The organism is Clostridium gasigenes, assembly GCF_017348895.1.
In the GTDB taxonomy this organism is placed as follows: Bacteria; Bacillota; Clostridia; order Clostridiales; family Clostridiaceae; genus Clostridium; species Clostridium gasigenes.
In genome coordinates, this window is sequence record NZ_CP071376.1 from 618876 (window position 1) to 638277 (window position 19402).

Annotated in this window: 19 protein-coding genes and 2 riboswitches; of the genes, 1 reads left to right on the forward strand and 18 read right to left on the reverse strand. The window is 29.4% G+C overall.

Features of this window, described 5'->3' with window-relative positions; all coding sequences use genetic code 11:
* Positions 1-214: 214 nt before the first annotated feature.
* The 13 genes from J1C67_RS02990 to J1C67_RS03050 form a co-directional block, all read right to left on the reverse strand.
* Positions 215-2281: a methyl-accepting chemotaxis protein gene (locus tag J1C67_RS02990; protein WP_167865735.1), complete on the reverse strand. Its 2067-nt coding sequence runs from the start codon at positions 2279-2281 to the stop codon at positions 215-217.
* A 240-nt stretch (positions 2282-2521) separates the two neighbouring features.
* On the reverse strand, positions 2522-2983 hold the full coding sequence (ribH, locus tag J1C67_RS02995) for a 6,7-dimethyl-8-ribityllumazine synthase (RefSeq protein ID WP_089968680.1): 462 nt from the start codon (positions 2981-2983) through the stop codon (positions 2522-2524).
* 84 nt (positions 2984-3067) lie between these two features.
* On the reverse strand, positions 3068-4264 hold the full coding sequence (locus J1C67_RS03000) for a bifunctional 3,4-dihydroxy-2-butanone-4-phosphate synthase/GTP cyclohydrolase II (protein WP_167865736.1): 1197 nt from the start codon (positions 4262-4264) through the stop codon (positions 3068-3070).
* 16 nt (positions 4265-4280) lie between these two features.
* The gene (locus tag J1C67_RS03005; protein ID WP_167865737.1) at positions 4281-4937 is read right to left on the reverse strand and encodes a riboflavin synthase; all 657 of its coding nucleotides are present in this window, start codon (positions 4935-4937) and stop codon (positions 4281-4283) included.
* An 8-nt stretch (positions 4938-4945) separates the two neighbouring features.
* Positions 4946-6037 carry a bifunctional diaminohydroxyphosphoribosylaminopyrimidine deaminase/5-amino-6-(5-phosphoribosylamino)uracil reductase RibD gene (gene ribD / locus J1C67_RS03010; RefSeq protein WP_167865738.1) on the reverse strand — a complete coding sequence of 364 codons (1092 nt, stop codon included), beginning with the start codon at positions 6035-6037 and terminating at the stop codon, positions 4946-4948.
* 321 nt (positions 6038-6358) lie between these two features.
* A riboswitch (FMN riboswitch) is annotated at positions 6359-6473 on the reverse strand.
* A gap of 188 nt (positions 6474-6661) precedes the next feature.
* Positions 6662-7615 carry an ABC transporter permease subunit gene (locus J1C67_RS03015; RefSeq protein ID WP_243175566.1) on the reverse strand — a complete coding sequence of 318 codons (954 nt, stop codon included), beginning with the start codon at positions 7613-7615 and terminating at the stop codon, positions 6662-6664.
* A gap of 1 nt (position 7616) precedes the next feature.
* Positions 7617-8543 (reverse strand): ABC transporter ATP-binding protein, encoded by a 927-nt coding sequence (locus tag J1C67_RS03020; RefSeq protein WP_167865740.1) that lies wholly within the window; start codon positions 8541-8543, stop codon positions 7617-7619.
* A gap of 365 nt (positions 8544-8908) precedes the next feature.
* Positions 8909-9082, reverse strand: a complete 174-nt coding sequence (locus tag J1C67_RS03025; RefSeq protein WP_167865741.1) for a hypothetical protein — start codon at positions 9080-9082, stop codon at positions 8909-8911.
* Between the two features lie 140 nt (positions 9083-9222).
* Positions 9223-9337, reverse strand: a riboswitch (FMN riboswitch).
* A gap of 44 nt (positions 9338-9381) precedes the next feature.
* Entirely contained in the window at positions 9382-10053 is a 672-nt protein-coding gene (locus J1C67_RS03030) for a manganese catalase family protein (RefSeq protein WP_089968654.1), read from the reverse strand.
* A gap of 251 nt (positions 10054-10304) precedes the next feature.
* Complete coding sequence (gene rlmD / locus J1C67_RS03035) at positions 10305-11660, reverse strand: 23S rRNA (uracil(1939)-C(5))-methyltransferase RlmD (RefSeq protein WP_167865742.1); 1356 nt, start codon at positions 11658-11660, stop codon at positions 10305-10307.
* Positions 11661-11788: 128 nt separating this feature from the next.
* Entirely contained in the window at positions 11789-12184 is a 396-nt protein-coding gene (locus J1C67_RS03040) for a hypothetical protein (RefSeq protein WP_089968577.1), read from the reverse strand.
* Positions 12185-12242: 58 nt separating this feature from the next.
* A complete protein-coding gene (locus tag J1C67_RS03045; RefSeq protein WP_167865743.1) occupies positions 12243-12902 on the reverse strand; it encodes a hypothetical protein in 660 nt (219 codons plus the stop codon).
* Between the two features lie 248 nt (positions 12903-13150).
* A complete protein-coding gene (locus J1C67_RS03050; RefSeq protein ID WP_167865744.1) occupies positions 13151-13852 on the reverse strand; it encodes a ComEA family DNA-binding protein in 702 nt (233 codons plus the stop codon).
* Between the two features lie 372 nt (positions 13853-14224).
* Between J1C67_RS03050 and J1C67_RS03055 the strand changes: the two genes are divergently transcribed.
* Positions 14225-15481, forward strand: a complete 1257-nt coding sequence (locus J1C67_RS03055; RefSeq protein WP_089968571.1) for a D-alanyl-D-alanine carboxypeptidase family protein — start codon at positions 14225-14227, stop codon at positions 15479-15481.
* A gap of 85 nt (positions 15482-15566) precedes the next feature.
* Here the strand turns inward: J1C67_RS03055 and J1C67_RS03060 are convergent, their stop codons facing one another.
* From J1C67_RS03060 to yhbY, 5 genes are all read right to left on the reverse strand, one after another.
* Positions 15567-16466, reverse strand: a complete 900-nt coding sequence (locus J1C67_RS03060) for an RluA family pseudouridine synthase (RefSeq protein WP_089968567.1) — start codon at positions 16464-16466, stop codon at positions 15567-15569.
* A 3-nt stretch (positions 16467-16469) separates the two neighbouring features.
* On the reverse strand, positions 16470-17831 hold the full coding sequence (locus tag J1C67_RS03065) for an LCP family protein (protein ID WP_089968564.1): 1362 nt from the start codon (positions 17829-17831) through the stop codon (positions 16470-16472).
* A 74-nt stretch (positions 17832-17905) separates the two neighbouring features.
* Complete coding sequence (yqeK, locus tag J1C67_RS03070; protein ID WP_089968560.1) at positions 17906-18475, reverse strand: bis(5'-nucleosyl)-tetraphosphatase (symmetrical) YqeK; 570 nt, start codon at positions 18473-18475, stop codon at positions 17906-17908.
* A 1-nt stretch (position 18476) separates the two neighbouring features.
* Complete coding sequence (nadD, locus tag J1C67_RS03075) at positions 18477-19079, reverse strand: nicotinate-nucleotide adenylyltransferase (RefSeq protein WP_089968557.1); 603 nt, start codon at positions 19077-19079, stop codon at positions 18477-18479.
* Position 19080: 1 nt separating this feature from the next.
* Complete coding sequence (gene yhbY / locus J1C67_RS03080) at positions 19081-19392, reverse strand: ribosome assembly RNA-binding protein YhbY (RefSeq protein WP_089968554.1); 312 nt, start codon at positions 19390-19392, stop codon at positions 19081-19083.
* Positions 19393-19402: the final 10 nt, after the last annotated feature.

The following is a 19402-nucleotide window of genomic DNA, read 5'->3' on the forward strand; positions in this document are numbered from 1 at the left end:
AGGTCATAAAAAATAACAGTTCACGTTGCCATATATGTTTTGCCCTATAATGAAATAAAATTCATTGATAGTATTATTGTAATATATACCTATATTATATCCATAATTTCACTATCAATAAATATAAAAGAAGCTTAGATTACTCTAAGCTTCTTAACATCCATAATAACATAAATTATATAACCTGTAGTCTTATAATAAAGCTTATATTTCTTTATATTTTGAATCCTGTTATCACCAAATCTAACTTTTCAGCAATTTCAGCTTGACCATTAACTTTTCTACTTACTTGTTCTATACTATCTGCTACTTCATTTATATTTTCTAATATATTCCCTGTATTATCAGCGGTTTTTTGTGAATTTTCAGCCATGTTTTGTATTGCTCCGCTTACTTCTACAAATGTAGCGTTAATTTCTTCTGCCATTGATGAAATATCCTCTGACATACTATTTACAAATATAGCGTCATTATTATATTCTTCTCCAATATTAACTAAAAGTTCATAATCCTTTATTACCTTTCCATCAATAAATTCTAATACTCCTGAAGCGTTCATAGCTAAATTATCAAAAGATACTTGAACTTTCTTTATTGTATCTTGAATTTTAACTACCACCATAGAAGTTTCTTCTGCAAGCTTTCTTACTTCATCAGCTACAACTGCAAATCCTTTTCCTTCTTCTCCTGCCCTAGCCGCTTCAATAGCCGCATTTAATGCCAGAAGATTTGTTTGTTTAGAAATATTAGCAATAGCATCGGCCATAGCAACTATCTCCGTAACTACTTTTCCTTCTTTTATTGCATTTACAATACTAATTTCTTTTTCTTTATATAATTCATTAGTATCACTACTTGATTTTTGGGCTCTTTCTTTTACGCCTATAGCCCTCTGGCTTATTATATTAGATTTCTCACTGCCATTAAGAGCTCTAGATGCAAGTTCTTCAAGACTTGCATTAACCTCTTCAACAGAAGCACTAATTTCTTCTGTAACTGCACTAGATTCCTGTGCATCACTTGATATTTCATTTACTGTAGAACTAATATTTTGAGCTTTAGAATTCATTATGTTCATAGCTACAGCTAATTCATTACTCCCTGAACTTATTAACTTTGAATTATCTGAAATCATTTTTACTACAGTCCTTAAGTTATCAGTCATTTTATTTATATGTGTAGACATTTGTCCAATTTCATCCTCTGAATTAATCTCTAAATAATTAGTTAAATCACCTTCTGCTACTGCCAGTGAAATTTTATTAACTTTACCTATATTAACAGTAAGGTATTTAGCTAATATTAGTACCGCTATAATAATTAATACTATAGCTATTAAACTAATTACTATAGATTTAATCATTAATTGTGTAATAGGCTGATATAATTCTTTTGTTGGTATTCTAATTGCTATTATCCAATCTACGTCTGGAATACTCTTGTAAAATACAAGGTTTTCTTCTCCATTTTCATCATAAGTTTTTTGTCCATTCTTTTTATCTATCATCTCTTTACCTAATTCTGCTAGGCTTTTATTACTATCTTCTGTTATCTTTTGTTTTAATATTTTTTCTTGATCTTTATCAGATATATATATACCATTTTTCTCAATTAAAAATGCATTTCCATCTTTACCAACCTTTATTTCTTGGACCATTTTTTGCATAGTTGCTAATCCAATATCTGCAGTTGTTACCCCTAAAAACTTTTTATTTTCATCATAAAATGGACTTGTAGATGTTACCATAGATATCTTTGTTACTTTATCTATATATGGGTCACTCCATTCTATTGCCTTTTTACTATCTATACCTACCTTATACCAGCTTTCTTCATGATATTTATTACTGTCTTCACTATATTCTGGAGCATATTTAATTTGTCCACCTTCTCTATATTCATATATCGCAAAACATTTTTTATTAGCATCAAATTTATATGGATCAAACCACACTCCAGCTCCTAATGTTTCTTCATTAGTTGAAATACTCTTACTCACCATTGAGATATAATTATCTTTCTTAACTAATTTATAAGACGATTCAATATTTTTTGATAAGGACTGCGTTAATTGACTATGTTTCATTAAGTTTTTTTGAATTGATTCACTACTTTCACCTAATTTATTATCAATCTTGCTCTTAATTTCTGAATCGATTATATTTCTAGACTCTCTAATACTTAAACCTGTTAAAATCACCATTGATATTATAACTATTGGAAGTATTGTTATTAAAGTTCTTTTTTTTAATGTGTTACTTCTTAAATTTATAAGTTTCATAGAATCCCCCCAAATAATATTATACAATATTATTTTTTTATTTTTACTACTTATATTATCGAACAAACTTATAATTACTTTAATTATATAAACGATAACACTCCAATATATTTATATTTCTCTAGTCAGAACAAAAATATAAAACTCACTAATAGTGCTACCATCAGTGAGCTTCATAAATAAAACATTGTATAAATCAAATTATTATATCCACTAGTTTATTTTAAACATCTTTTAATATTAAAATTGCTTTAATAAATTTACCATTTCAATAGCAGTTACAGCTGCATCATAACCTTTATTTCCTGACTTAGTTCCAGCCCTTTCAATAGCTTGCTCAATTGAATCTGTTGTTAATACTCCGAATATTACAGGTTTCTCAGTTTCTAATGAAACTGAGCCAATTCCTTTAGCAGCTTCTGCACATACATAATCAAAATGTGGAGTTGATCCTTTAATAACTGCCCCTAAGCATATTACAGCATCATACTTATTACTCTTCACCATTTTTTTAGCTACTAAAGGGAGTTCAAAAGCTCCGGGTACCCAAGCAACTTCGATATTATCATCTTCAACACCATGTCTTTTCAACCCATCTAATGCTCCCCCTAATAATTTAGAAACTATAAATTCATTAAATCTCCCTACCACAATTCCAACCTTAATACCTTCTGCGATTAAATTTCCTTCAATTATTTTCATTTTAATTCCTCCTGTATTTTTATTATTTAATAATCTTTTAAACTAACTATTCAATATACACTGTATCTTTAGCTATTATTTATTTTAATTAGATAACATATGACTTAATTTTTTTTTCTTAGTTTCTAAATAAAATTTATTATTTTCATTATGACTAATTTCTATAGGAACTCTCTTAACTATTTCAATATTATATTCTTCTAATCCAGTTATTTTACTTGGATTATTTGTCATAAGTTTAATCTTTTTTGCGCCTAAATCCTTAAGTATATCTGCTGCTGTTTTATATTCTCTCATATCTGCTGGAAATCCTAATTTAATATTTGCTTCTACTGTGTCAAGACCTTCATCTTGTAATGCATAGGCTTTTAATTTATTTATAAGACCTATTCCTCTACCTTCTTGCCTCATATATAACAATATGCCAGAGCCTTCTTCTGCAATTTTTTTCATAGCTGCGTCATATTGCTCACCGCAATCACACCTTCTTGATCCTAATGCATCTCCAGTTAAACACTCTGAATGAACTCTAGTTAGTATTTCTTGCCCTTCTTTTATCTCACCTTTAACTAATGCAACATGATGCTCGCCATTTAATTTATTAACAAAGCCATACATCTTAAAGTCGCCATATTTTGTCGGCATATTTATTTCAACTACTCGCTCAATGCTATTTTCCTTTTCTTTTCTATATGAAACCAAATCTGCAATAGTTATAATTTTCAGAGCATGTTCCTTTGCAAATTCTATCAATTCTGGAGTTCTTGCCATTGTACCATCATCACTCATAATTTCACATATAACCCCTGCTGGCTTTAAACCAGCTAATTTAGCTAAATCTACTGCTGCCTCAGTATGACCAATTCTTTTTAAAACTCCTCCCTCTTTAGCTATTAATGGGAAAATATGACCTGGTCTTCTAAAGTCTTCTTTACAACTGTTTTCTAAAATTCTTTGTATTGTTACTGCTCTATCAAAAGCTGAAATTCCAGTTGTAGTTTCTACATGATCAATGGATACTGTGAATGCTGTTTCATGATTATCTGTATTATTTTCTACCATTGGATGTATATTTAATTCCTTAAGTCTTTTTTCTTCCATTGGCATACATATAAGCCCTCTACCAAACTTAGCCATAAAATTTATAGCTTCACCAGTAACCTTTTCCGCGGCCATTAATAAATCCCCTTCATTTTCTCTATCTGGATCATCAATAACTATAACTATTTTCCCTTCTCTAATATCATTTATTGCTTCTTCAATACTATTAAATTTAATCATATAAATTCCTCCTCTTTTATAAAAATCCGTTATTCCTAAGAAAATCTTCACTTATTGAAGTCTTATTACTTTCCTCTGTATCAACTCTTATTCCTAAAAGTTTTTCAACATACTTACCTATTACATCACATTCAAGATTTACTGTATCTTTGATCATCTTAGTAAGTAATATTGTTTCTTCTCCTGTATGTGGAATTATGGATACTTTAAAAACTTCATTATCAACATAAGCTACTGTTAAGCTTATTCCATCTATGGCAATAGATCCTTTTTCAACAATATACTTCAATATTTTTGCTTTAGCCTTTATAGTTATCCAAGTTGCATTGTCCTCTTTAACAAATGAAACAATCTCTCCTACCCCGTCTATATGGCCGCTTACTATATGACCTCCAAGCCTAGTTTCTAAACTTAAAGCTCTTTCTAAATTAACCCGACTTCCGATACTGCAGTTTCCTAAATTACTTCTTCGTAGTGTTTCTGCCATAATATCTGCCTCAAATGTATTTGCGCTTATATCTGTTACAGTAAGACATACGCCACTGGTGCAAATACTATCTCCTAACCTTGTTTTTTCTAAAACCTTATTCGCTTTAATTAGAAGCTTTGAAGATTTTTCTCCCTTTTTTATTCCTTGAACTATTCCTATCTCTTCAATTATTCCTGTAAACACCTATATCTTCACCCCTTTTTGATATATCCTTCAATCAATATATCTTCTCCTACGGATCTTGAAGTTAACCCTTTTATTTTAAAAGCATCTTTTAATATCTCTATTCCATTTCCACCTACTGGAGTTTTAGACTTTTCTCCTCCAATTATTTTTGGCGAAATATAAATTTGTATCTTATCTACTATTCCCTGATCCAAGGCTGAAAAATTTAATATCCCACCGCCCTCTAAAAGAATGCTATCTATATTTAGATTTCCTAACTTAATCATTAATTCCTGTAAATCTACTCTTCCATCTTTTGATTTAATAATTAATACTGTTACTCCTGCATTTGTAAGTTCTAAAATCTTATCACTACTTCCCTTATCTGTTGTTGCAATAATTGTTTTAGCTTCATCAATATCAGATATAACTTTTGACTCAATAGGAATTCTTAGTGTGCTATCTACAACTATTCTTATAGGATTTCTGCCATTTTCTAATCTGCATGTAAGCTGTGGATTATCATTAATAATTGTATTAACTCCAACCATTATTGCAGAAACTTCATTTCTTAACTTATGAACTTGTATTCTTGATTTTTCTCCTGTTATCCACTTTGACTCGCCTTTAGATGTAGCTATCTTTCCATCTAAAGACATAGCTGACTTTAAAATTACAAAAGGTTTTTTCGAAACTATATATTTCATAAATACTTCATTAATTTTTGTGCATTCATCTTCTAAAACACCTGTTATAACTTCTATTCCTACATCTCTAAGCTTCTTAACTCCTTTTCCTGAAACTACAGGATTTGGATCAAATGCTCCAACTATAACCCTTGAAATTTTATTTTCTATAATTTTATCTACACAAGGTGGTGTTTTCCCATAATGAGAGCAAGGCTCTAAAGTAACATAGATAGTAGCTCCAGCGGCATCTTCAATAAGACTATTAAAAGCATTTACTTCTGCATGCGCCTGCCCAAATGCCTCGTGATATCCTTCACCTATTACTTTTCCATTTTTAACAATAATTGCTCCAACCATAGGATTAGGATTAACTTTCCCCATCCCATTTTTAGCTAATTCTAAAGCTAATTTCATATAATTTTCATCCACTCAAAACACCTCACAATCCTAATATTTTTTCAAATAAAACCTTCAGTATTTTTTCAAAAATAAAAGCCCTGAGTCAAAGACCTCAGGGCTTTAGTATACTGTTATATAAAGTTTTCTATCCCTTTTTATTCAAGGAATTAAAAAAAACAACTAGTCTATACTCTAGTGTATTTTTCCATATTCCTAAATAGAGATATACTTATTATAAGTATACAATTAAAGTATAGTAATTTTAATGTAAAAAAAGCTCTGAAATATATAATATTTCAGAGCTAAATACACTAAATAAATATAGTTATTTTAAGATTACTATACTGTATATTTTATCTTCTTTCATCCAGACTTTACTGTCGGCCTCGGAATCTAACCGAATCTGCCACTAAGGCTCGCGGGCTTTACCGCCGGTAGGGAATTACACCCTGCCCTGAAGATTTATTCAATTTTATAATTATATTGTATCATTATTTTTTTCTATATGTCAACAATTAGTTATATTTCTTCAGGTCAGTTACATCCTTATACTAGAAGATAGCTTCAAATCAGATTATATTGCAAACATTGAAATTTATTCTAAAAATAAAATAACTGGTTAAATTATCCCATCTATAGTTTTTATTTGTAACATTAGGCTACTATATCTCTTTTTGTAAAACCGATATATGAAATAACATTAAAAATTACAAAATAAACTATAAGCACAATAATTGAAAATTCTATAGTCATTCCTTCAACTAATGGCTTACCAGTACTATATTGAGTCAAATCTGTATTTGAAAACAAAATATATTTTGACCAATTAAATCTAGAAAGTATCATTGTTATACCATTCCCTACTGTTAAAAGAAAAACTCCGATCCCTATAGCCATTGCACTATTACGGAAAACTGTAGAAATCATAAAGGCTAAAGTGACCATCATAACTAAACTTATACACTTAAGTCCACAAAGCTGTATAATATGCACTATCATATTAACTTCATTAATTTGCCCATTAGAATTTGTAAGGAATGGTGCACTAGCCCCTTTGAAGCTAAACAATATTCCTCCTATTAAAAATGACACTACTAGAAGTATCAAAACCATAAAAAAAGTATATGTTATAACAGAAATGTATTTAGACACTAAAATTTTCCACCGCTTTGAAGGTCTAATTAATAATAGTTTAATTGTGCCCCCTGAAAACTCATTTGCTACTATTCCGCCACCCATTACAATGGAAAAAAGAGCAATTAAGGATATTAGCATACTTGCTATTCCTTCTACAAATCCCCATAAAGAGTTCCATTGTATAGGTTCTATATCATTTTTAAGACGATATTCATTAGTTTGAACCTCATCTTTAAGTGAATCCTTTTCCATTTTAGACATTTCTATATTATCTATGTTAGCTAAGCTTTCATTAATAGACTGATTTCGGGTGATTATATTTTCTTTCCAATCATTTTTAGGTGGAGCATTATCTCCAAATTTAGATATAAGCCCCACTATTACTATTATAAGAACCAACAGCCCCATCATTATCCATGTACTAATACTATGCGCAAGTTTCATATTTTCATTACGAATTAAGTTAATCATCTTATTCAATTTCTTTTCCCTCCGTCATTTCCAAGAATTTGCCCTCTAAACTTTGTTGCACTTTACGAATTCCGTAAATTTTAATTCCCTGATTCACAAGCTTTTCAACTAACTCAGGAACATTTTCTATATTTTCTATAATTTCAATTTCATTATTATTTATTTTAGAATTATATTCACTACTAAGACTTTCTAAATATGATTTTGCTTTTTCAATTGGTTGAACAGATAAAGCTATAACCGAGTCTGAGTTATCCTCAAGCATTTCCTTCATATCTTGAATCCTAACCAATTTCCCATTTTGTATTATTCCTACTCTATCACACATAAGCTCCATTTCTGAAAGTAAATGACTTGATACAACTACTGCAATATTTTCTTCTTTTGCAAGAGTCCTCAAATGATTACGCAATTCATGAATACCAGCCGGATCTAGTCCATTGGTAGGCTCGTCTAGTACCAATAGTTTTGGAGAATTAAGTAACGCTTGTGCAACCCCTAGTCTTTGACGCATACCTAGAGAATATGTCTTTATTTTGTCATGTATTCTTTTTTCAAGACCCACAATTTTTATAACCTCATCAATACGTTCCTTCTTTATATCTGGGTGCATTCTCCAAAAATGAACAAGGTTTTGATATCCTGTTAAATATTTGTATAAATCTGGGTTTTCAATAATTCCACCCACTTTGGCAACAGCCTTTTCAAAATCTTTCTCAACATCGAATCCGTCAATATACATTTCCCCTTTAGTAATAGACATCAGCCCTAAAAGCATTTTAATAGTAGTAGTTTTACCTGATCCGTTTGGTCCGAGGAATCCAAAAACCTCCCCTAAAAACACATCAAAAGTAAGATCATCTATTATTACCTTTTTACCAATTTTCTTTGTGACATTCTTGATTTGTACTATAGCTTTCGCTTCCATATTGAACCTCCTTAATTTATTATTGATTATATAATATCACATTTTTTATCGTTTATCAATAAAATTATTATATATATTGATATATTTTTTTCATAAATCAATATAAGCTCTATTATACAATCAATATATATATTGATTGCAGGAACAATACGAATGCCAAAAGCAACATGCTCCTCCGTTATTAATAGCATACACACGAGGATTTACATTCTCTATTTGAACATATATTTTCTTCCTATAGTTTATACATAGGTTCACAATGCCTTTCTTTAAAAGAAAATAGTTGCGCGCCATCAATTTCGATACCCCAGTATTTATCTAATAGCTTATACTTCTCTAATGATCTTTTTTGAATAATTCCTTTATCATATAATCTCTAACTTTATTACCTCTAAGTTTTTCAAAAAGTTATCTATAATATCATAGTTAGATATTTTTTCTAAAGAATCATAGCCTAAAGATAATGAAATATTTTTTAGATTATAGGTAATGTAACTTTGATGTCTTACATCTTTTACAATGCCTAATTTTTTATTCATATTCTTAAATTGTATACTTATTATAAGTATACAATTTAAATACAGTAATTTAAATGTAAAAAAAAGCTCTGAAATATATAATATTTCAAAGCTAAATACACTAAATAAATATAGTTATTTTAAGATTACTATACTGTATATTTTATCTTCTTTCATCCAGACTTTACTGTCAGCCTCGGAATCTAATCGAATCTGCCACTAAGGCTGGCGGGCTTTACCGCCGGTAGGGAATTACACCCTTACCTGAAGATTTATTCAATTTCACAAGTGAATCGTGTCATTATTTATTGAATTAAGACTTATCTTCTTGTGTTCTCAAATGATGGTGGTGTTGGATTTGGGGCTTCATGTGATGGTCCTGGTGTGGATAAATCAAAGTAAAGTTTAGAGTCCTCTGTAACTCCAAAATCTTTATTTGAACCTGTCTTTTGTACCTTGTTAAGTGCTTCTCTAAATAAAGCATTATGAGCTTCCTCTCTATTAAGCAAGAAGTCAATTGTTGCTCTTACTTCCTTATCTTCAATTTGGCGGTATAGATACTGATATACTACCTTTGCTCTTTGCTCAGATGCTATGTTAGATAATAAGTCTGCAACTAAATCTCCAGTAACAGTGACATAATCTGCTGTCCAAGGTGCTCCTGATGAATTAATTAATACAGGTGACAATCCACATTGTACGTGTGTTTGGATTTCTCCACTAGTAACTTTACAATTATCTACATCATGACCATTCAATAGATTTATTGTTTGAGCTACCATTTCCATATGGCTTAGTTCTTCTGCTCCAATATCTAAAAATAAATCTTTTATTTCAGGATCTTTTATCCTAAAACTTTGAGAAATATATTGCATTGCTGCCTTTAATTCTCCATTACCTCCACCTAATTGTTCTTGCATTAATACTGCATATTGTGGATTTGCTTTTTCTACTTTTACTTCATGTAATAATTGTTTTTTATGTTCAAACATTAATAAACCCTCCAGTCAATATATCTTTACTCTTATATCATTTCCCTTTACTAACTTAATAATTCATGTAAATATTACACGAATTATATTAAATAATTTTCAGAGTATATATTACTTAACAATTATTAGTTGTATCATAAATCCATTTTCCATTAATAAAAGCAATTAAAAAATTCCACCCACTTAAACCCAAGGGTATAAGGAAGGTGGAAAAGAATTAATTCAAATAAATATAGACATTTATAAACAGCCTATTTTCTCTTTAATTTCACAACAACTTCAGCATGTGGTGTATTTGGGAACATATCTTTAACTGTGCTACGCACAACTTCATATCCTCTTGCTGTTAGTGTTTCTAAGTTTTCTACTAATGTTTTAGGATTACATGATACATATATTATTTCTTTGGCATTGAATTTTATTACGTATTCTAATGCTTTCGGAGATACTCCGTTTCTTGGAGGATCTAATATTATTATATCTGGTTTTATTTTAATATCTTTTATTGTTACAGCTACATCTCCTGCTATAAACTCGCAGTTAGTTAATCCGTTTAACTTTGCATTTTCTTTTGCAGATTCAACAGCTTCCTCCACAAGCTCAAGTCCTATAACCTTGCTTGCATTTGCAGCTGCTATTTGACCTATTGTTCCTGTTCCACAATATAAATCAAATACTACATTATCTTTAGCATCTCCCATAAAATCTCTAACTATGCTATAAAGACTTTCAGCACCTTGTGAGTTTGTTTGAAAAAATGAGAATGGTGATATTTTGAATTTCAGCCCTAATAAACTTTCTATTATATAGTCTCTTCCATACATTATGTTTAATTTCTGTGGAATAACTGCATCTGATAATGAGTCATTTTCCGTATGTAGTACTGAAACTAATTCACCCTTATATTTTTTAGATTTCATAACTTCTACCCATTCTGTTAGGTCAAAATCTGATTGAGTTGTAGTTACTAGGTTAATCATTAACTCACCAGTATTTGTAGCTTTTCTTACTACTAAGTGTCTTAGGAAACCTGTTCTTTTCATAACTCTATAATAATCAAGGCCCTTACCTTTAAAGTAATCAACTGTTGCTTTAATTACAGTTCTAAAATCTTCATCAACTATCATACAGTTTTCAACTGTTATAATTCCAAATGATTTCCCCTTCATGTGCATTCCACAACCTAGTTCTCCACCCTTTTCCATATCTCCAAAAGTGAATTCCATTTTGTTTCTGTATTCCCATTGTTCACGACTTCCAACAACACCTAGATATTCACCCATTGGTGTATTTGATGTTTCAAATAGTTCTTTAACTTCTTCACTTAATAGATCTAATTGCTTTTCATAAGCAATATTTTGTGAGCTACAGCCTCCGCAGACACCGAAATATTCACAAGGGGCATCTATTTCATATTCAGCTTTTTCATCTATTGATATAAGTTTAAGCTCTGAAAATTCACTTCTATTTTTCTTAATCATCCCCGTAACAGTTTGACCTGGGAAAGTATTTTTAACATGTATTTCCTTTCCTTCATGGGTTCCTACTCCTGTTGATGGAAATTTTATTTTTTCTATTTTAACTGTAAGTTGGCTTCCTTTTCTCATATTACACTCCTAATTTTTAAGTCTTCTCAAAGAAAATAACCAGCATAAGAGACATAAAAAAAATAACAAGTCTATATTCTAGTTATTTTTTAAATGTCTAATTGCTAGTTATTTTTAAGTGACTAATATTATTTATTTAATAATATTTTTCTTCCTACTGTTTCTTTTAATTTAAGCATTTTACAAACTGGTACATATATAATATTTATAAGTATATATATTATTAAGAAAATAGTTTCTTTTTCTGATACATAATATCCAAATATCTTTAGTATTAAATTAAATACTAATAAAGTAGCTAAAGCTCCTGCTATAACAACTATTTGATCTATTACACCCACTAATAATTCTTTAATAAAACAATTATCTTTTACCTTTTGTTTATCTTCTACTTGTATGTCTTCTACCAAACTTTCTTTTACTAATATTTCTTCAACACTTTCTGATACAACCTCTGTTTCTTCAATTGTATTGTCTATGTTTGAAACTTCCTCATTTTCTACTACTACTTCCTTTTCTGACATTCTAACTTCCTCCTACTATTTAAATAATTTTAAAAATAAATATTCAAAACTACTCATATTATTTTTTCAAATTATATTTTTTGGTTTCTAATTTGTATAAAAGATAATTATCCTTTATGCTTACTGTTTCTATAATTCCATCTAAATTGTTTTCTATTGTTTGTTCCGAATTATCGCCATTTATAATTGCATATATCTTATTGTTTAATTCAGTATAGTCTCTATCATTTACCCCTGTAAATGCTTGTGAATATGAAGTTATTGAGGTTTCTTTAAAATCAAATTTACCAGCTTCTTTTATTGTCTTATTATCTAAGTTAAATCCTAATTTCATTAAAATTTGACCTTGTGATAAATCTTCACCATAGATTTTAAAACCATAGTACATGCTTTCTAGTCTATTTGGCTCTGGGTTTAAATTATCCACATATATTTCATTAGAATTAACCGTAACTCCATTTTCCTCTTTAACTATTTCTTTTTTTTCATATTTCAATTCATATATTTTCGTTAAATCTTCCACCCTACTCATTATATCTTTGTGAAAAGATGTAATTTCATCTTTTGTGTAATCTTTTGCCCAAGTCCCTTCAATTACGCGTTCCTCAACTTTAACTTTGGAAGTTTCTTTTTCAATTTTTCCATTGTTGTCTTTACAAGAAACTAAAGAAAAAGTTAGTATTCCACATATTAAAACGGCAATTAACTTTCTTCCCATAATGTAATTCCCCCTAGAAATTTCTTTATTTTTTATTTTCATAATTAATTCTATTATAACACCTTCCATTATGTTTTAAAAGTGTTGTAAATTGAATTAAATCTCCATAACAGGGCTCTTTGCACTATATTTTGTCATATATTACTATAATTTATTATAGTTTTATAGAATTATTTTCGCTTCCCTTTCCCCCCATTTAAATTTCTATAAATAAGTTTACCATAAAACACTACTTATTCAAACCTTAACTAACAAGAAATTTTATCTTTCATTTTTTCAAAGGTTTTATCACCTATTCTATCCACATTTTTAATATCTTCAATTGACTTAAACCCGCCATTTTCTTCTCTATAATCTATTATTTTTTGAGCTGTTTTTTCTCCAATACCATCTATATTCATTAAACCACTTAAGTCAGCTGTATTAATATTTATTGTGTTAGCATTTGAATCAACCTTAGCTGCGCTAACACCGCCACCTTCTATTTTACCATTTGCTCCACCTTGCGGAATAGCTTCCACATTTTTTATATTTTCTATTACTATTAAATCTTCATTTTTCAGAACTTTAGCTCTGTTTATATTTAAAATATTTGCATTGACTGTTAACCCACCAGCCTTATCTATTAAATCATTTATTATAGATCCTTGTGGTAAAGTATATACCTTTGGATTTTTAACCTCACCTTTTATCTCTACTGTAACTTCACTTTTCTTTAATGGAACTTCTGCCGATTCACTTTTAATTCCACTATTTTTTTCTACTTTTCCATTAACCTGCACACTTTCTTCTAAGCCTCCTTCATCTACAAATATATTTTTCATGTATTCATCTTTAAACACCTTATTTTTTCTTTGTCCATATATGAAAAATGAAGCTAAAAAGAATATCACAACTAAAGCCACACATCCTATAATTTTCTTATCTTTCAAATCTTTTAAATGCTTCATACCCTACTCCTCTTAATTTGTTAATGTAGCTTCAAAAAATAACTAGTCAGATTCTAGTATATTTTCTTTCAGCCCATAAGTTTCTTTATAATTATTGACCTATTTATTCTATTTTAATTCAATTTACTTAGGGTCTTGAAAAAAATAACTAGTCAATATGATAGTCTTTCTTTTTTGAACACGCCTTATTTTTACCATTTTAATACAATTTTTTTATTAAAAACAACTAATAAAGCAACAATAACTAGAAATTTGTAATTATTTTTGTTAGAATACTTATGCATGTTAAATAAATAATTATATATTCATAAATATTTATTTAATATACATTAGGCACTTGAAAAAAATAATGAAATTCGCGGGGGATTAATTATGAAAAATTTAATTGCAAAAATTCTTTTAATATTATTTATTTGTACTAACTTAATTATTACTACAGCTACAGCTACTACGGTTCCACCCTTAGATGCTAAGGGAGTAGTTTTAATGGATGGAATTACAGGAGATGTTCTGTTTTCTAAAAATCCAGATGTTCAATTTGAACCAGCCTCTACTACAAAGCTTATGACAGCTTTAGTAACTCTTGATAATGCTAACCTAGATGACAAAGTAACTATAGGTGCTAATCCACCACTAGTTGACGGATCTGCAATTGGTATATCTACGGGTCAAACTTATACAATAAAAGAACTCTTACTTGGTTTATTGCTAGAATCTGGTAATGATACTGCTGAAGCATTAGCTGAACACATTGCAGGTTCAAATGCTGCATTTGCAGTTTTAATGACACAAAAAGCTAAGGATCTTGGAGCTAATAATACCACCTTCAAAAATCCTAGTGGATTACATGAGGATGGCCACATAACAACAGCTTATGATTTAGCTTTAATTATGAAAGCCGCTTATGCAAGTCCTGAATTTAATGAAATTGATAGAACTCCTTATTATATTTTTAAAAGCAATCCAAATTATGATGGTAGTGAAAAATGGGCTAACAATAAAAATCATTGTTTAAACGCAGAAACTCCTTACTATTATAAATATGCTTATTCAGGTAAAGTAGGATATACTCCTGAAGCAAACCATACATATGCCGCTGCTGCTGTAAAAGATGGTCAAGTACTTATATCGTCTTTTTTAAATGCAGAAAATAAAGATGCTCAATTTTTAAGTGTTGGTCAATTATTTGATTATGGTTTTGATTCCTTTGAAACAGTTAAATTAGTTTCAAAAGGGGATAAAATAGCTGAATATAATATAAATGATGAAACTATAATACCCTTACTTTCGAATAAGGATCTCTATTATAGTAAAGCTAAATCCGATATAGTTCCCGAAGTTACATTCTCTTATGAACCTAAAAATTTATCAAAAGAGACACTAACTAAAGGTCAATCATTGTTTACCGGTAATATATTGTTAAACGGTAAAATTTACGGTGATTTAGAATTTATTAGTGCTGCAGATAGGGAATATACTTTTAAAATTGCTGTTGCCACATCTATAGATAACTTAAAGCAAAACAAAATGTCTATGCTAGGTTTAGCTTCAATTTTAGTAATAATATTAGCCCTTATGACCATTCTATTTGTTAAATTTAAACGACATATGAAATCTGAAAAATACTAGATTACAAGTCACCATATATATTTTTAAAAATATAAAACATAAAAAAACAGGCATTTAAATTATATTAAATTTAAATGCCTGTTTTTTATACTTTTAATAGATTTATAAGGTTTTCTATATCACTTGGTAATGTTGCTCTAAGTTCTAAAACTTCCTTAGTTCTAGGAGATTCTAAATTTAAGCCGTAAGCATGCAATGCCTGCCTATTTATTAACTCATTATCATTTTCATCACCGTAGAATGTATCTCCGTATATGGGATGCCCTAATGCTTTTAAATGCACTCTTATTTGATGAGTTCTTCCAGTTTCTAAAATACATTCAACTATATCAGCATTTTTCAGCCTTTCAACTACCTTATAATGAGTTATACTTCTTTGACCTCTACTATCAATTACTCTTCTTACTGCCCCTTCTCCATCTGGTCTATATATAGGTAAATCTATTGTACCTTCTAGTTTTTCTAAATTACCATGAACAACTGCTATATATCGCTTTTCTATTTTATCTTCACTCATATCTTTTGATAACTGCATATGAGCAAATTGATGTTTTGCAATTATTATTAACCCTGAAGTATCCATATCTAACCTACTTACGAGCCTTACAATACATTTTTGGTTTGTTTCTTTGAAGTAATGCAAAAGCCCATTAGCTAAAGTTCCTGATTTATTATTTTTTGTTGGATGAACAATCATATTAGGTCTTTTGTTAACTACAATAATATCATCATCTTCATAAACAATATCTAAATCCATAGGCTCCGGTGTAATATTTTGACTTTCTTCTTTAAATAAATTAACAACAACATTATCATTTACTTTTAAAAGATAATCCATTTTCACTGGAACTTTATTAACTAATATTCTTTTTTCAATGGACGCACTTCTTATCATTCTTGATGAGATACCAAGATCCTCTTTTAAAAACAATCTTATCTTTTTACCCTTATGCTCTTCTTCTACCTTTTTTTCTATAGTACACATTATTTACTCTCCAGACAAATCATAGTCTTTTCCAAGAACAATTACTACATCATAATTTTGATAGTCTTTTTTAGATAGTTTTTCAACTTTCTTTATATCCGTATCAGTCTTTAAAAAATCTTTGATTTCTTTATTTTCAGTCATTATAACACTTTTATCTTGATGCTCTGTATTGCCAGTCTCAATATTTCCGTATCCTAAATTATCCATTTTATCCTTAACTTTACCAGCTAAACCATTTATACTGGTAGCATTTAACACCATTATTTTCAGATTCGATTTAATTTGTATCTTTGATATATCTACCATATCAGTTTTATCAGAACTATCTACACCTTCTCCTGAATGTAAAGATTTTAAAAGTTCTAAATTCATTTCTTTATCATATATAAAGAAAGATTGATCATAAATATCTTTGGTTTCCCCTTGTACTGTTGCCATTGTAACATCTTCTTTACTTAGCTTTACTAATTGCATTGCATATTTAAGCATTTGGTTTGCATCTAAATTAGTCTCTAAACTAGCCTTTACAACATTCAATATTTTAGGTATTTTAACAACTACTGATGGTGAAATACATTTTTCTATAACTTTTTTAACAAACTTTTGTTGATTTTCAATTCTATCTAAATCACCATTTGCAAATCCTGTACCATCGTTATTTTTTCTCCATCTAAAGAATTCCTCTGCCTTTTTCCCATCCAAATTAACAGTTTCTCCAGCCTTAAAGTTTATATGAAGATCCTGACCATCATCATCATAGTACATATCTTGATCTATATACATTTCTACCCCACCAATAGCATCTATTATATTTCTAAATGCATTATAATCAATTTTTACTAGATAGTTAATTTGGATTTCTAAAATATCCTGTATTTGATTTGTAACTTCTTCATCTCCGCCAATAGCATAAGCCGCATTCATTTTCCAATATTTTTGTAATTTCCCATTTTCACCAACTGCACCATTTACTTCTATCATTGTATCTCTTGGTACCGATACAATTTTCGCCTTTTTAGTAGTTGGATTATAATTTAGAACCATCATTGTATCTGTTCGTCTTCCAACTTCACTTTCTGCTTGATCTGCATCCCCTATGTCCATTCCTAACACAAGAATGTTTACAGGATTTTTACCAATAGGATCTACTGCTCCTGGTAAACTGCTACTATTTAATCCAGATAAGAATGAGTAAATATAAATTCCACCACCTATTATAGCTCCTATAATTAAGGTGATTATTAATGTTGTAATTCGTCTTCTCCTCATCTGTTTTTTCATTTTCATCTTTTTTTTACGTCTTTCAACTTCTTTACTAGTGCTAACTCCAGCTTCACTATACTTCTTTCTATCTCTCCCCATTATAAAAACCTCATTTCTCTGTAAATAATTAATCTAAATGATATATATTTCATTAGATATCTTGAAAAAAATGCTTATTTATTATTTAATATAATAAAATTTCTAGCTTCTATAGTATTAACATCTATACAAAACCCTTTATTTAACAAGTAATTTATAGTATGGTTTAACGCCATTATAAATCCTTTATCTAAATTTTCAAAGGTAGCTTTTCTTAATTCTTCTACCCCTTGAAAGCTCCGTTTTGGCTCTATCATATCTGCCATATAGATAATTTTTTCTAAGGTAGTCATATTTTCTCTTCCTGTAGTATGCCATCTCATAGCATTTAATATGTCCCTATCCTCTATTTGAAAAACTTCTTCTCCAATAATCGGTGCAATAATACTATGCCATAACTCTGGTGTTTTCAAGGTTTCATATGGCAATTTTATATTATGTTCCTCAATTATTTGCCTCATTGTTTCTATATTCATATTCTTAGCTACATCATGAGCTAGAGCCGCTATTTCTGCTTTTTCCAAGTCTATCTTATTTATACTAGCTAAAGCCTTTGCTGTTTCTATAACTCCTAAGGTATGAATATATCTACTTTCTGTTAAATTTTCTTCAAGGTAAGCTTTTATCTTATCTATATCCCACATATTATATCTCCTTATATAGATTTTTTTCTATAATGAAATCTAAAACATCTTTTGGCACAAAAAAATCAATTCTTTTATCTTCTTTAATTCTTTCTCTAATCATAGATGATGAGATTTCTAAATCTATTATATCTAAAAATTTAATATTTGTGTTATACTTTTTTTCTATATTTTTCTTTTGCTCCTGTAATTTCATATTATCATATCCACTTCTTGTAAATACTACAAAAGTACATAGTTCTAATATCTTTTCTGGATACTTCCATTTTTCAATATCCATTAAACAATCTGCGCCTGTTATAAAAAACAATTCACAATCATTTGTTTTAAATTTTTCTAAAGTTTCATGAGTGTAGCTATAACCTATCTTTTGTATTTCATAGTCACTTATCTCAAATCCATCATAAGAAGCTATCGCCTTTTCTACCATTGAATACCTTAAGGAAGCCCTAATTACACCTCTATTATCTTTGTGAGGGGGGCTTCCTGTGGGTATAAAAATCACCTTATCTAAACTTAACTGGTCCTTCGACTCATATGCAATATACAAGTGAGCCAAATGAATAGGGTTAAAGGTTCCACCTATTATACCAACTCTTTTCATACTATTTCTTTTTCTTCTTAACTTCCGGCACTTCTATTTTCGGATTTTTTGATGATTTTTTGTATAAAACTATTTTACTTCCAATTGCTTGGATTCCTTCGCAACCTACAGCTCTGCAGATTTCATCTGAAGCTGCTCTAGTTTCTAATCCACTGTTTTCTAAAACTTTTATCTTAATTAATTCTCTAACTTCTAAAGATTCCTTTATTTGTTTAATAAAGTTTTCTTCTATACCATTTTTACCAACTTGGAATAATGGTGATAAACCGTTAGCTAATCCTCTTAAGTGAGCTCTTTGCTTTCCTGTCAACATTTAATTTCCT

Bases quoted from the DNA above. Each gene is read 5' to 3' on its own strand.
- J1C67_RS03000 (WP_167865736.1), bottom strand. From the start codon at position 4,264: ATGATTAAATTTAATAGTATTGAAGAAGCAATAAATGATATTAGAGAA.
- J1C67_RS03045 (WP_167865743.1), bottom strand. From the start codon at position 12,902: ATGGGAAGAAAGTTAATTGCCGTTTTAATATGTGGAATACTAACTTTT.
- J1C67_RS03025 (WP_167865741.1), bottom strand. From the start codon at position 9,082: ATGAATAAAAAATTAGGCATTGTAAAAGATGTAAGACATCAAAGTTAC.
- rlmD (WP_167865742.1), bottom strand. From the start codon at position 11,660: ATGAGAAAAGGAAGCCAACTTACAGTTAAAATAGAAAAAATAAAATTT.
- ribH (WP_089968680.1), bottom strand. From the start codon at position 2,983: ATGAAAATAATTGAAGGAAATTTAATCGCAGAAGGTATTAAGGTTGGA.
- J1C67_RS03050 (WP_167865744.1), bottom strand. From the start codon at position 13,852: ATGAAGCATTTAAAAGATTTGAAAGATAAGAAAATTATAGGATGTGTG.
- J1C67_RS02990 (WP_167865735.1), bottom strand. From the start codon at position 2,281: ATGAAACTTATAAATTTAAGAAGTAACACATTAAAAAAAAGAACTTTA.
- J1C67_RS03065 (WP_089968564.1), bottom strand. From the start codon at position 17,831: ATGGGGAGAGATAGAAAGAAGTATAGTGAAGCTGGAGTTAGCACTAGT.
- J1C67_RS03015 (WP_243175566.1), bottom strand. From the start codon at position 7,615: ATGATTAACTTAATTCGTAATGAAAATATGAAACTTGCGCATAGTATT.
- J1C67_RS03055 (WP_089968571.1), top strand. From the start codon at position 14,225: ATGAAAAATTTAATTGCAAAAATTCTTTTAATATTATTTATTTGTACT.
- J1C67_RS03060 (WP_089968567.1), bottom strand. From the start codon at position 16,466: ATGTGTACTATAGAAAAAAAGGTAGAAGAAGAGCATAAGGGTAAAAAG.
- J1C67_RS03030 (WP_089968654.1), bottom strand. From the start codon at position 10,053: ATGTTTGAACATAAAAAACAATTATTACATGAAGTAAAAGTAGAAAAA.
- nadD (WP_089968557.1), bottom strand. From the start codon at position 19,079: ATGAAAAGAGTTGGTATAATAGGTGGAACCTTTAACCCTATTCATTTG.
- yhbY (WP_089968554.1), bottom strand. From the start codon at position 19,392: ATGTTGACAGGAAAGCAAAGAGCTCACTTAAGAGGATTAGCTAACGGT.
- J1C67_RS03020 (WP_167865740.1), bottom strand. From the start codon at position 8,543: ATGGAAGCGAAAGCTATAGTACAAATCAAGAATGTCACAAAGAAAATT.
- J1C67_RS03040 (WP_089968577.1), bottom strand. From the start codon at position 12,184: ATGTCAGAAAAGGAAGTAGTAGTAGAAAATGAGGAAGTTTCAAACATA.
- yqeK (WP_089968560.1), bottom strand. From the start codon at position 18,475: ATGTGGGATATAGATAAGATAAAAGCTTACCTTGAAGAAAATTTAACA.